Source organism: Amycolatopsis nalaikhensis, from assembly GCF_030264295.1.
Classification (GTDB): domain Bacteria; phylum Actinomycetota; class Actinomycetes; order Mycobacteriales; family Pseudonocardiaceae; genus Amycolatopsis; species Amycolatopsis nalaikhensis.
Map to the genome: position 1 here is coordinate 3,282,870 of NZ_CP127173.1, position 11,292 is coordinate 3,294,161.

Consider the following 11,292-nt stretch of genomic DNA (forward strand, 5'->3'; position numbering starts at 1 on the left):
TAAGGACTGCACGTGCTCCGTTTTCTCGTGCGTCGGCTGCTACAAGCGATCCCGACGCTCTTCATCCTGTCCATCCTGGTCTTCGCATGGTTGCGTTCCCTGCCCGGCGGTCCCGCCACCGCGCTGCTGGGTGACAAGGCAACGCCCGAGAAGATCGCCGACCTCAACCACGTACTCGGGCTCGATCAGCCGATCATCCTGCAGTACTTCAAGTTCCTCGGCCGCGCCTTCACCGGCGACTTCGGCAACTCGCTCGTCTCGACCCAGCCGGTCGGCCACGAGATCGTCACCTTCCTGCCGGCGACCATCGAGCTCGGCCTCTCGGCCATGATCATCGCGGTCGTCGTCGGCATCCCGGCGGGCTATCTCTCGGCGCGCTACCGCGGCGGGCCCGTTGACAACGGTGTCATCGTGCTCAGCCTGATCGGCGTCGCGGTGCCGGTGTTCTTCCTCGGCTACATGATGCAGGACCTGCTGGCCTCCCCGCTGGGGCTGCCGTCGCAGGGCCGCCAGTCGTCCGGCCTGGACGCCACGGCCATCACGAACTTCGCCATCCTCGACGGCATCATGACCAGCGAGTGGGACGCCGTCTGGGACGCGGTCAAGCACCTGATCCTCCCCGCGTTCGCCCTGGCCACCATCCCGCTCGCGGTGATCACCCGGATCACCCGCGCGTCCGTGCTCGAGGTGCTCAACGAGGACTTCATCCGCACGGCCAACTCCAAGGGCCTCACCCAGCCGGTGGTCCGGCGGCGGCACGTGCTCCGCAACGGCCTGCTCCCGGTGGTCACCACCATCGGCCTGCAGACCGGCGCGCTGCTCGGCGGCGCGGTGCTGACCGAGCGGGTGTTCAACTTCCGCGGCCTCGGGTTCCTCCTGGCCGAAGGCATCGAACGGCGTGACTACCCGCGGCTGCAGGCGCTGCTGCTGTTCGGGGCCGTGGTCTACGTCCTGGTGAACATGCTGGTCGACATCTCGTACGGGATCATCGACCCGAGGGTGCGTGTGCGATGAACACTCTGCTCAACAAGAAGAAGGAACCGATCGACAAGCTCGCCGCGGCGAGCGGGCGCAGCATCGGCGGCGAGGCGTTCCGCCGGATGCTGAAGAGCCCGGTCGCGATCACCGGCGGCGTCATCACCGGTCTGTTCCTGCTCCTGGCGATCTTCGCCCCGCTGCTCGCGCCGAAGGACCCGCTGGACCGCTCGATGCAGGACCAGGTGCAGCTCGGCCGGGGCATCATCCCCGGCTCGATGCCCGGCTACCCGCTCGGCGTCGACGACTTCGGCCGCGACTTCCTGTCCCGGCTGATCGTCGGGGCCCAGCAGACGCTGCTGGTCGGCGTGCTCGCCACGCTCATCGGCGTGCTGATCGGCGTGCTCATCGGCGGGCTCGCGGGCGCGTTCGGCGGCTGGGTCGACACCGTCCTCATGCGACTGGTCGACGTCATGCTGTCGTTCCCGTCGCTGCTGCTGGCCATCTCGATCGCGGCGCTGTTCGCGAAGCCGAGCCAGTGGACGGTCATCCTCGCCGTGTCGATGGTCGGCGTGCCGATCTTCGCGCGGCTGCTGCGCGGTTCCATGCTGGCCCAGCGCGACGCCGACCACGTGCTCGCGGCGACGTCGCTGGGCGTCAAGCGCGGGACGATCGTGTTCCGGCACATGCTGCCGAACTCGCTCGGCCCGGTCATCGTGCAGGCGACGCTGACACTGGCGACCGCCATCCTGGAGGCCGCGGCGCTGTCGTTCCTCGGTCTGGGCGACCCGGACCCGTCACGGGCGGAGTGGGGGCTGATGCTCGGCAAGGCCGCGCGCCAGTTCCTCGACATCCGCCCGGAGCTCGCGTACTACCCGGCCATCGCGATCATCGTGGTCGCCCTCGGGTTCACGCTGCTCGGCGAGTCCCTCCGCGAAGCCCTCGACCCGAAGAACAGGCGGTGAGAACCCATGGCACTCCTTGAAGTCCGCGACCTCTCGGTCGTCTTCCAGCGCAAGGGGGAGCAACCCTTCACCGCGGTGGACGGGGTCAGCTTCGACGTCGAGCCGGGCCAGACGGTCGGCCTGGTCGGCGAGTCCGGCTGCGGCAAGTCCGTGACGTCGCTGGCGATCATGCGGCTGCTCGCCCGGCGCGGCAACAAGGTCAGCGGCTCGGTGCGCTTCGAAGGCACCGACCTGCTCAAGCTGTCCGACAAGGACATGCGCGACCGCCGCGGCCGCGACCTCGGCATGGTGTTCCAGGACCCGCTGTCCTCGCTGAACCCGGTCATCCCGATCGGGCTGCAGATCACCGAGGTGCTGGAACGCCACCGCGGGATGTCGCGCAAGACGGCGTCGGTGGAAGCGGTGGACCTGCTCGACAAGGTCGGCATCCCCGACCCGTCGCGCCGGCTTTCCGAGTACCCGCACCAGCTTTCCGGCGGGATGCGGCAGCGCGCGCTGATCGCGATCGCGCTGGCGTGCCGCCCGCGGCTGCTCATCGCCGACGAGCCGACGACCGCGCTCGACGTCACCATCCAGGCACAGATCCTCGCGCTGCTGCGCGAACTGGTGCAGGACACCGGCACCGCGCTGATCATGATCACGCACGACCTCGGCGTCGTCGCCGGGCTGTGCGACGAGGTCAACGTCCTCTACGGCGGCAAGATCGTCGAGCGGGCGCAGCGGCACCAGCTGTTCGCCGAGCCGCGGCACCCGTACACGCACGGCCTGCTCGCCTCGATCCCGCGCCTGGACGCGGGCCGCGGCGAGAAGCTGATCCCCATCCGGGGTTCGGTGGCCGACAACATCCCGTGGGACCACGGGTGCGCGTTCGCGCCGCGCTGCCCGAACGCGCTGCCGGTCTGCCGCGAGGTCCAGCCGCAGCTGGTGCCCGACCAGGGCGGCCTGCTGCGCTGTCACAACCCCGTGCGGCCCGCGGTCGCCGCGGGAGGAGGAACCCGATGACCCGTCCTGCTGGTGACGTGCTGCTCGAGGTCACCGACCTCAAGGTGCACTTCCCGATCAAGCGCGGCATCGTGATCGACCGGACGATCGGTCACGTCTTCGCGGTCGACGGCGTCGACCTGGCCATCCGCCGCGGCGAGACCTACGGCCTGGTGGGTGAATCCGGCTGCGGCAAGTCGACGCTGGGCCGGGCGATCCTGCGGCTCAACGAGCCGACGTCGGGGAACGTGGTGTTCGACGGCACCGATGTCGCGCACCTCAAGGGCGAAGAGCTGCGGAAGGCCCGGCGCCGGATGCAGATGATCTTCCAGGACCCGCTGTCCAGTTTGGACCCCCGCCAGTCGGTGGAGTCCATCCTGCTCGAGGGCATGCGCGCGCACGGCCTCGACAAGGACAAGGAGGCCACCCAGCGGCGGCTGCGCGAGCTGCTGTCGGCGGTCGGCCTGCCGGAGACGGCGCTGCGGAAGTACCCGCACGAGTTCTCGGGCGGGCAGCGCCAGCGCATCGGCATCGCGCGGGCGCTGGCCGTGGAGCCGGACCTGATCGTCGCCGACGAGCCGGTGTCCGCATTGGACGTTTCGGTGCAGGCCCAGGTGGTGAACCTGCTGGAGGACCTGCAGGACCAGCTCGGCCTGACGTACGTGGTGATCGCGCACGACCTCGCGGTGGTGCGGCACATCTCCGACCGCATCGGCGTGATGTACCTCGGTGCGCTGGTCGAGGAGACCGACGCGGACTCGCTGTACCGGGAGCCGCTGCACCCGTACACGCGGGCGCTGCTGTCGGCCATCCCGGTGCCGGACCCGCAGGTCGAGGACACCCGCGAGCAGATCCTGCTCGCCGGTGACCTGCCCTCGCCGGCGAACCCGCCGTCGGGCTGCCGCTTCCACACGCGCTGCCCGTGGCGGCAGGCGAGCCTGTGCGACACCGACCGCCCGCAGCTGCGCGAAATCGGCGGCGGGCACCGGGTGGCGTGCCACTACGCGGAGGACATCCGCGACGGGCGCATCCAGCCGCACGAGGTGGAGCCGGAGCTGGTGGAGCTCACCGGGGCGCTGAACCCCGACCTGGGCCCGCCGGACATCGGCACGTCCGCCGAGATCCTCTGACCGGAGCTTTCATAGTGAAAGTGGCGGGTGGCGACGCCCCGTCACTTTCACTATGAAAGTGACGCCGCTAGGGCTTGAGGTCCAGCGCGGCGCTCATGGTGCCGTCCATGTAGAACGGCGTCGAGTCGTGCACGTGAGCGATCCGCCATTCGCCGTCCACCTTCCGGAAGCCCGTGGTGGAGCGGAACCACAGCTCGAACGGCTGCGGCATCCCCTTCGGCGTGGTTGACAGCCGGGTGAGGGAGTGGCTGTAGGCGACATCGCCGCCGACGGTGACCTCGAGGTCCCGGACCTCGTACTCGATCGGGCCGTCGAAGCTCGCGAACCAGGCCTTGCGCGCCTCGACGTCTTCGCCGTGGTGCGCGAGCGGCGGGGCGAGGGTGAAGGCGAGGAGGTCCGGCACGCATTGCCGGGCGAGCGCGTCGGCGTCACGTTCGGTTATCGCCGTGACGCGCTCGGAAATCAGTGCGCGAATCCGCTTGTCGTCCTGCTCGGTCATGCCATCCTCCTGAGGTGGTGGGTGCCTGTTCACCGGAGACGTAGGTGCCGCCGCGCGGATTTCGACATCCCCCGGGGAGGATTTTTGAAGTACGTGGTGTTGATCTACGGCAACCCCGAATCACGAGCCGCGTGGGAGGGGATGACCGACGAACAGCGAGCGGCGGGCCTGGAGTACTACCGCCGGCTCAACGCGGACCTTGACGCGTCCGGCGAGCGCATCGTGTCGGAGCGGCTGGCTTTCCCGGAGGCGGCCAAGCGCGTCCGGGTGTCGGATTCCGTTTCGACCACGGATGGCCCGTTCGCCGAGGCCAAGGAGTTCCTGGCCGGGTTCTACCTGCTGGAGTGCGCTGACATCGAGCGCGCGGTGGAGATCGCGGCCCGGATCCCGGAGGCGTCGTTCGGGGTGGTGGAGGTCCGGCCGGTGATGGGGTTGTGACGGAGGAGCTGCTGCGTGCGCTGGCGCCCCAGGTCCTGGCGGCGCTCGTGCGGCGTTACGGGGACTTCGACGCGTGCGAGGACGCGGTGCAGGAGGCGCTGCTGGCGGCGTCGCGGCAGTGGCCCTCGTCCGGGGTGCCTGCTCATCCCAAGGGGTGGCTGATCACTACCGCTTCCCGTCGTCGGATCGAGCAGTGGCGGAGCGATACCGCTCGTCAGCGTCGTGAAGAGGCTGTCGCGCTGGCTGAGCCGGTGGATCCGGTGCCGGTCGGTGTTGACGACACGCTGACCTTGCTGGCTTTGTGCTGCCATCCGTCGTTGAGTGGGCCGTCTCAGGTGGCGTTGACCCTTCGTGCGGTCGGTGGGTTGACGACCGCGGAGATCGCCCGGGCTTTTCTCGTTCCCGAGTCGACGATCGGTCAGCGGATCAGCCGGGCGAAGAAGTCCCTGCGTGGTGAGCGGTTCGTGCCTCCCGATCCCTCGCGGGTGGCTTCTGTGCTGCAGGTGCTCTATTTGATCTTCACCGAGGGGCATACGGCCAGTTCGGGTGACTCGCTGAACCGGGTCGAGTTGACGGCTGAAGCGATTCGCTTGGTGCGGCAGTTGCGTGTCTCGCGGCCTGACGATGGCGAGGTCGCGGGGTTGCTGGCTTTGATGCTCCTTACGGAGGCTCGTCGCCCGGCTCGGGTCTCTGCTTCTGGGGGTTTGGTGCCGTTGGCTCTGCAGGATCGGTCGCTTTGGGACTCCTCGTTGATCTCTGAGGGGGTTTCGCTGATCACTGAGGCCTTGGCTCGGTATCCCGTCGGGCCTTATCAGCTTCAGGCCGCTATCGCTGCTGTTCATGCTGAAGCTGCTACTGCTTCGGAGACCGACTGGGCTCAGATTCTTACGTTGTACGACCTGCTGCGGGTTGTCGCTCCGGGGCCCATGGTGACCTTGAACCGGGTTGTGGCTGTTGCTCAGGTTCGTGGGGCTTCCGTGGGGTTGGCGGAGTTGGATGCGGCTGCTGAGGATCCCGCTCTGGCTGCTCATCATCGGGTTGATGCCGTTCGGGCTCACTTGCTCGAGTTGGCAGGGGATTTGGTGGGGGCTCGGGCCGCTTATCTGGCTGCTGCTCGGCGGACTTTGAGTGCTCCTGAGCGGGAGTATTTGGAGTCTCGCGCGGCGGCTTTGTCTGATTTTGGTTGAGTCTCTTCGCAACCCCGAAGCCGGATTGTGACTACGGCCGACGGCACCGCGTCAAGGCGGGAAAGCGTGCCTTGACCCGGCGCCGTCGGCCGTGTTCTGGCTTCGTATCGGGGTTGCGGGCTTGCCTTCTCCCGTGGAGGCCTTCTGACCTCATGCCTGGGCGGCTCTCGCTTGGCGTGTGCTGAAGGGGACGTTCATCGCATCAGATGCGATGAACGTCCCCTTCAGTACAGCGAGGTGCGCAGCTCCGCCAAGCCGGGCTTGCTGGGCGGGGCTTGCCGAGCTGGGCTTGCTGGGCGGGGCTTGCCGAGCTGGGCCTGTCGAGCTGGGCTCGCCGAGCCAGGTCCGCCCAGCCAGGTCCGCCCAGCCAGGCCCGCCCAGCCAGGCCCGCCCTCCCAAGGGGGCCATCCCCAGGCCAAGCCTATCGCCGAGCACCGACGAATCTGCCTGATCCAGGCTCCGCAGCCGAAGTTGTCCACATGGGGGTGAAACCTGTGGACAACCAGCCCGCGCCCGTGGACAACCTCCGCCCGATCGCGTGGATCACCCACCGAGCACCGGAGAGCGAAAATGCCATTCCCCGACCCAGACCCCGCCTAAAGTCGTACCCGGGCCAATACCTGAGTAGGCCGCCCCGCGCGTACCGCCCCCGGTACCCTGCGGAAAGCGGATTCCGGACACCAGGGGGTAGCGGCAGTGCACATCGACCAATGGCTGGAGGCGATCCCGCCGCTTTCGGTGTACCTGATCGTCGGGCTCGTCATCATGATCGAAAGCCTCGGCATCCCGCTCCCCGGTGAGATCGTGCTGGTCAGTGCCGCCTTGCTGGCCTCGCAGCACGACACCCTCAACCCGCTCTGGATCGGCGTCCTCGCCAGTGCCGGCGCCATCATCGGCGACAGCATCGGTTATCTGATCGGAAAGACCGGTGGGCAACGCCTGTTCGCCTGGGCCGGCCGGAAATTCCCGAAGCATTTCGGCCCGACGCACCTCGCCAACGCCGAACGGATCTTCGACAAACGCGGTGTCTGGGCCGTCTTCCTCGGCCGGTTCATCGCCTTCCTGCGCATCCTCGCCGGCCCGCTCGCCGGGTCCCTGCGCATGCACTACCCGAAGTTCCTGCTCGCGAACGCCGCCGGGGGCATCGTCTGGGCCGGTGGCACCACCGTCGCCGTCTACTACCTCGGCGTTGTCGCCGAAGAGTGGCTTGGCCGGTTCTCCAAGTTCGGGCTCGTCGCCGCCATCGTCATCGGCGTTGTCGTCTTCTTCGTCATGAAGAAGCGCCTCGGGCGGAAGCACGAAACCGAAGAAAAGCAGGAAGAGACCACGGCTTAGGCAGGGACCAGCTCCGGTTTGGGCGCGGGCCGGAGCGAGCCGAGCAGCACTCCGCCGATCACCACCGCCGCCGCCGTGATCTCCAGCCACGTCGGCCTCTCGCCCAGCAGCAGGAACGACGCCGTCAGCCCGACCACCGGCACCAGCAGCGAGAACGGCGACACCACGCTCGCCGGGTTGCGGCGCATCAACGTCGTCCACACCCCGGATCCCACCACCGTGCCGATCAGCACCACGTACGCGAACCCGGCCAGCGCCGTCAGGCCGGTCGACGTCCCCAACGTCGTCAGGGAGTGCCACTGCGCCGCCGGGCCCTCCATGACCAGCGACAACGCGAACATCGGCAGCGGCGGCACCACCGACATCCACAGCGTGAAGTGCAGCGGGTTGTCCGGTTCCGCCCGCCGAGAGCTCAGGTTGCCGAACGCCCAGCTCAGCGCGGCCAGCAACGTCAGGATCATCGGCAGCAGCGCCGCGTGCCCGGACTGCTGCCACGCGATCGCCACCATCCCGGCGACGGCCAGCGCGATGCCCGCCAGCTGGTGCGGCGTGACTCGTTCGCGCAGGAAGACCGCGCCGAGCAGCACCGTGAACGGCGCCGACGCCTGCAGCACCAGCGATGCCAGCCCCGTCGGCATGCCCGTGTCCATCGCGATGAACAAGAACGCGAACTGCCCGGTGCCGAACCCGAGGCCGTAGCCCAGCAGGTGCCGCACCTTCACCTTCGGCCACGGCACGAACAACACCGTCGGCACCGCGATCACCGCGAACCGCAGCGCGCCCGCGAACACCGGCGGGAACTGGCCGAGCGTGGCGTGGATCGCGAGGAAGTTCAGGCCCCAGAGGACGGCGACGAGCACGGCGAGCAGACGGTCACGAGCGGGCATGCCTCCACTCTGACAACGCTGACCGTGAAGGACCAGCGAGAATATTTGCAGGGACTGTGTAGCCGTGCTTCACGTACGCTGGCGCCGTGGATCTGGGTCGTCTGCGCACGTTGCGCGAGTTCGCCGACCGCGGGAGCGTGACCGCGGCCGCGCGGGCGCTGCACTGCACGCCGTCCGCCGTTTCGCAGCAGCTGCGTGCGCTGCAGAGCGAGGTCGGCCTGCCGCTCACCGAGCCCGCCGGCCGCGGCCTGCGGCTGACCGACGCCGGCCGCGCGCTCGTCGCCCGCGCCGACGAGGTGCTGGCCGCGCTCGAACGCGCCGAGTCCGAACTCGACACCTACCGCAGCGCGCCGCGCGGCCGGGTGCGCGTCGCGATCTTCCAGTCCGCCGGCCTGATGCTGCTGCCGGGGCTGCTCACCCGCGTCGCCGGTTACGACGGCCTGGAGGTCGACGTCCGCGATGTCGACATGACGCCACCCGAGGTCCCCGGGCTGGTCGCGGACTACGACGTCGTCGTCGCGCACCGCGACGAGCACGCGCCGGAGTTCGACCAGGACCGGCTCGACGTCGTGCCGCTGCTGCGGGAGCCGCTCGACGTCGCGCTGCCGACCGGGCACCGGCTCGCGAACCGGCGCCGCGTCGAGCTCGCCGAACTGGCCGACGAACGCTGGATCAGCGTCGACTTCGGCTTCCCGGTGGACGACGTGCTGCGCTCGCTGACCATCCGCACCGGCGTGCGGCCGGTCGTGGTGCAGCGGATCAACGACTTCCGGATCACCGAACGGCTGGTCGCCGCCGGGCACGGCATCGCGCTGCTGCCGCGCTACACGATGGACACCCGCCGCGGCAGCGGGCTGGTCGGCCGTCCGCTCGCCGGGATCCGCGCGGCGCGGCTGGTGGAGGCGGTCTGCCGCACGGGCGCGCTGCAGCGCCCCGCCGTCGCGAAGGTGATCGAGGAACTGCAGGCGGAGGTCGCCCAGCTCACCGCCGCCTCGTGAGTGTTTAGGGCGGTTAGAACCGCCCTAAACACTCACGACCGGTGGCTGCGCAGGTGGGTCAAGGCGATGCGCAGGGCGTCTTCGAGCGCCGTGATGTCGTGGCGGAGGTGGGCCAGGAGCAGTCCACCTTGGACGGACGTCATCGCGGCCTGCGCCAGCCGCGCCGGGTCGGCGTCGGGGGCCAGCTCTCCCTTGTCCCGCAACGTTTCCAGCCCGCGCACCAGGTGGGACTCCCACGTCCGGTACGCGCGGTCGACCAGCGGCGCGAGCTTCGGGTTGTCGCCGACTTCGCCGGCGAGGTTGCCCAGCGGGCAGGCGATCGGCCCGCTCGCCTTGCGGTGGACGTCCAGCAGCTGCTCGGTCCACGTCTCGAAGTCGGCCCAGGAGGTCAGCTCGAAGATCGCGGGCTGGTTGCCGAGGATCTGCTCGAGGTAGCGGTCGATGACGGCTTCGACCAGCTGGTCCTTGTTCTTGAAGTAGTGGTACATCTGCGATTTCCCGGCGCCGCTGGCGGCGAGCACCTTGTCGAGGCTCGTGCCCGCGACGCCGTCGACGTACATCAGCTCCGCGGCCGCGTTGACGATCGCGTCGCGGGTCCGCTTGCCACGAGGTGTCGTGGCCGCTGCTTGCGCCTCCATGTACCAGATAGTACAGTTCGTCTTACTGTACCAATTAGTACAACTTGCAAGGGGGATCCATGACGCTTAACCAAGGCCTGTCCGACGTCGGCGAGCAGGTCCGCGGCGCGCTGCCGCCGGAAATCTTCGAGATCCTGGACGCGGAGCGACGTCGCGCCGCGACGACGAAGTTCGCCGAAGCGGGCGACAAGATCGAGGACTTCACGCTGCCCGGGGCCGACGGCGTGCCGGTGAGCCTCGGCGAACTGATCGCGGACGGGCCCGCGGTGCTCGTGTTCTACCGCGGTCAGTGGTGCCCGTACTGCAACCTGACCCTGCGCACCTACCAGCAGGAACTCCTGCCCGAGCTGGCCGGGCTCGGGGCGCGTCTCGCGGCGATCAGCCCGCAGCGACCGGACGGCTCGCCGATCGAAGGGCTGGCGTTCCCGGTGCTGTCGGACGCCGGCAGCACCGTCGCGCGCGGGCTCGGGCTGAGCTACCCGGTTTCCGGCCCGGTGCGCGAAGCCATGCAGACGCTCGGCACGGACCTCGAGCAGGTCAACGGCACCTGGGAGCTGGTCCACCCGGCGGTGGTCGTGGTCGACCGGGACCGCGTGCTCCGGTTCGTCGACGTCCACCCGGACTTCACGACCCGCACCGAACCTGCGCAGATCCTCGAGGCGGTCAAATCGCTTTAGCGGACCGCTTCACGCCGTAGGTGATCACCGAGCCCAGGACCAGGGCCACGCCGAGGGAGAGCAGCATGCTGATCCCGGGCTCGGTGATGATCTGGCCGCCGGCGTAGCCGAGGAAGGCCACGTACGACGTCCAGAGTGTGACGCCGACGGCCGAGGCGGTGAAGAACTCCGCCATCGGCCACCGGAGCGAGCCGGCGAGCAGGGCGCCGACGGTCCCGCCGGAGGGCAGCCAGCGGGCGACCACCAGCACCGGCCGGGGGTGGCGCTGCAGCCGCCCGTCGAGCCAGCCGATGCCGGCGGCGATCTTCTTCCGCCGGCTCAGCCGGTCCAGCGCCGCCCGGCCACCGAACCGGCCGAGGGCGTAGAGCGCCTGGTCGGACGCCAGGCAGCCGGCGCTCGCCACGGCGATCACCGGCGCGAGCGACGTCCCGCCTTGCGCCGCCGCGACGCCCATGCCGAGGAGCGTCACCTCGGTGGGCAGCAGCGGCACCAGCGAGACGACGAACAGCACCAGGAGTCCCGCCGTAGTCGCGTCCACACCTCCATTAACCGCCCGCCGGGCCCGGCGCACTCCCGATCACC

At 69.2% G+C, this 11,292-nt stretch carries 13 protein-coding genes; 9 read left to right on the forward strand and 4 right to left on the reverse strand.

Going from position 1 to position 11,292, the window contains the following annotated elements; all coding sequences use genetic code 11:
• Nucleotides 1-12 precede the first annotated feature (12 nt).
• The 4 genes from QP939_RS16285 to QP939_RS16300 are packed head-to-tail and all read left to right on the forward strand — an operon-like array spanning nt 13 to nt 4,051.
• Nucleotides 13-1,014 carry an ABC transporter permease gene (locus QP939_RS16285; RefSeq protein ID WP_285457620.1) on the forward strand — a complete coding sequence of 334 codons (1,002 nt, stop codon included), beginning with the start codon at nt 13-15 and terminating at the stop codon, nt 1,012-1,014.
• Nucleotides 1,011-1,940, forward strand: coding sequence for an ABC transporter permease (locus QP939_RS16290; RefSeq protein ID WP_285457621.1), 930 nt, complete (start codon nt 1,011-1,013; stop codon nt 1,938-1,940). The genes QP939_RS16285 and QP939_RS16290 overlap by 4 nt, the downstream gene beginning before the upstream one ends.
• 6 nt (nt 1,941-1,946) lie before the next feature.
• On the forward strand, nt 1,947-2,942 hold the full coding sequence (locus QP939_RS16295) for an ABC transporter ATP-binding protein (RefSeq protein WP_285457622.1): 996 nt from the start codon (nt 1,947-1,949) through the stop codon (nt 2,940-2,942).
• Nucleotides 2,939-4,051 carry an ABC transporter ATP-binding protein gene (locus QP939_RS16300; protein ID WP_285457623.1) on the forward strand — a complete coding sequence of 371 codons (1,113 nt, stop codon included), beginning with the start codon at nt 2,939-2,941 and terminating at the stop codon, nt 4,049-4,051. The genes QP939_RS16295 and QP939_RS16300 overlap by 4 nt, the downstream gene beginning before the upstream one ends.
• A gap of 67 nt (nt 4,052-4,118) precedes the next feature.
• Here QP939_RS16300 and QP939_RS16305 read toward each other — a convergent pair whose 3' ends face one another.
• On the reverse strand, nt 4,119-4,550 hold the full coding sequence (locus tag QP939_RS16305) for a YybH family protein (RefSeq protein ID WP_285457624.1): 432 nt from the start codon (nt 4,548-4,550) through the stop codon (nt 4,119-4,121).
• An 84-nt stretch (nt 4,551-4,634) separates the two neighbouring features.
• On the opposite strand from QP939_RS16305, the gene QP939_RS16310 reads away from it, so the two are divergent.
• The 3 genes from QP939_RS16310 (at nt 4,635) to QP939_RS16320 (ending at nt 7,510) form a co-directional block, all read left to right on the forward strand.
• Nucleotides 4,635-4,988, forward strand: a complete 354-nt coding sequence (locus QP939_RS16310; RefSeq protein WP_285457625.1) for a YciI family protein — start codon at nt 4,635-4,637, stop codon at nt 4,986-4,988.
• Nucleotides 4,985-6,175 (forward strand): RNA polymerase sigma factor, encoded by a 1,191-nt coding sequence (locus QP939_RS16315; protein WP_285457626.1) that lies wholly within the window; start codon nt 4,985-4,987, stop codon nt 6,173-6,175. The genes QP939_RS16310 and QP939_RS16315 overlap by 4 nt, the downstream gene beginning before the upstream one ends.
• Before the next feature lie 696 nt (nt 6,176-6,871).
• Nucleotides 6,872-7,510, forward strand: a complete 639-nt coding sequence (locus tag QP939_RS16320) for a DedA family protein (RefSeq protein WP_285457627.1) — start codon at nt 6,872-6,874, stop codon at nt 7,508-7,510.
• Here QP939_RS16320 and QP939_RS16325 read toward each other — a convergent pair.
• The gene (locus tag QP939_RS16325; RefSeq protein ID WP_285457628.1) at nt 7,507-8,397 is read right to left on the reverse strand and encodes an EamA family transporter; all 891 of its coding nucleotides are present in this window, start codon (nt 8,395-8,397) and stop codon (nt 7,507-7,509) included. The two genes, QP939_RS16320 and QP939_RS16325, sit on opposite strands and share 4 nt — an antisense overlap.
• A gap of 86 nt (nt 8,398-8,483) precedes the next feature.
• On the opposite strand from QP939_RS16325, the gene QP939_RS16330 reads away from it, so the two are divergent.
• Complete coding sequence (locus QP939_RS16330; protein WP_285457629.1) at nt 8,484-9,395, forward strand: LysR family transcriptional regulator; 912 nt, start codon at nt 8,484-8,486, stop codon at nt 9,393-9,395.
• A 32-nt stretch (nt 9,396-9,427) separates the two neighbouring features.
• Here QP939_RS16330 and QP939_RS16335 read toward each other — a convergent pair whose 3' ends face one another.
• Nucleotides 9,428-10,033: a TetR/AcrR family transcriptional regulator gene (locus QP939_RS16335; RefSeq protein WP_285457630.1), complete on the reverse strand. Its 606-nt coding sequence runs from the start codon at nt 10,031-10,033 to the stop codon at nt 9,428-9,430.
• 59 nt (nt 10,034-10,092) lie between these two features.
• On the opposite strand from QP939_RS16335, the gene QP939_RS16340 reads away from it, so the two are divergent.
• Complete coding sequence (locus QP939_RS16340; protein WP_285457631.1) at nt 10,093-10,710, forward strand: peroxiredoxin-like family protein; 618 nt, start codon at nt 10,093-10,095, stop codon at nt 10,708-10,710.
• Here the strand turns inward: QP939_RS16340 and QP939_RS16345 are convergent.
• The gene (locus QP939_RS16345; protein WP_285457632.1) at nt 10,697-11,248 is read right to left on the reverse strand and encodes a DedA family protein; all 552 of its coding nucleotides are present in this window, start codon (nt 11,246-11,248) and stop codon (nt 10,697-10,699) included. The two genes, QP939_RS16340 and QP939_RS16345, sit on opposite strands and share 14 nt — an antisense overlap.
• Nucleotides 11,249-11,292 lie beyond the last annotated feature (44 nt).

Coding starts and splice junctions, on each gene's coding strand:
- QP939_RS16325 (WP_285457628.1), bottom strand. CDS start 8,397: ATGCCCGCTCGTGACCGTCTGCTCGCCGTGCTCGTCGCCGTCCTCTGG.
- QP939_RS16340 (WP_285457631.1), top strand. CDS start 10,093: ATGACGCTTAACCAAGGCCTGTCCGACGTCGGCGAGCAGGTCCGCGGC.
- QP939_RS16290 (WP_285457621.1), top strand. CDS start 1,011: ATGAACACTCTGCTCAACAAGAAGAAGGAACCGATCGACAAGCTCGCC.
- QP939_RS16300 (WP_285457623.1), top strand. CDS start 2,939: ATGACCCGTCCTGCTGGTGACGTGCTGCTCGAGGTCACCGACCTCAAG.
- QP939_RS16305 (WP_285457624.1), bottom strand. CDS start 4,550: ATGACCGAGCAGGACGACAAGCGGATTCGCGCACTGATTTCCGAGCGC.
- QP939_RS16295 (WP_285457622.1), top strand. CDS start 1,947: ATGGCACTCCTTGAAGTCCGCGACCTCTCGGTCGTCTTCCAGCGCAAG.
- QP939_RS16335 (WP_285457630.1), bottom strand. CDS start 10,033: ATGGAGGCGCAAGCAGCGGCCACGACACCTCGTGGCAAGCGGACCCGC.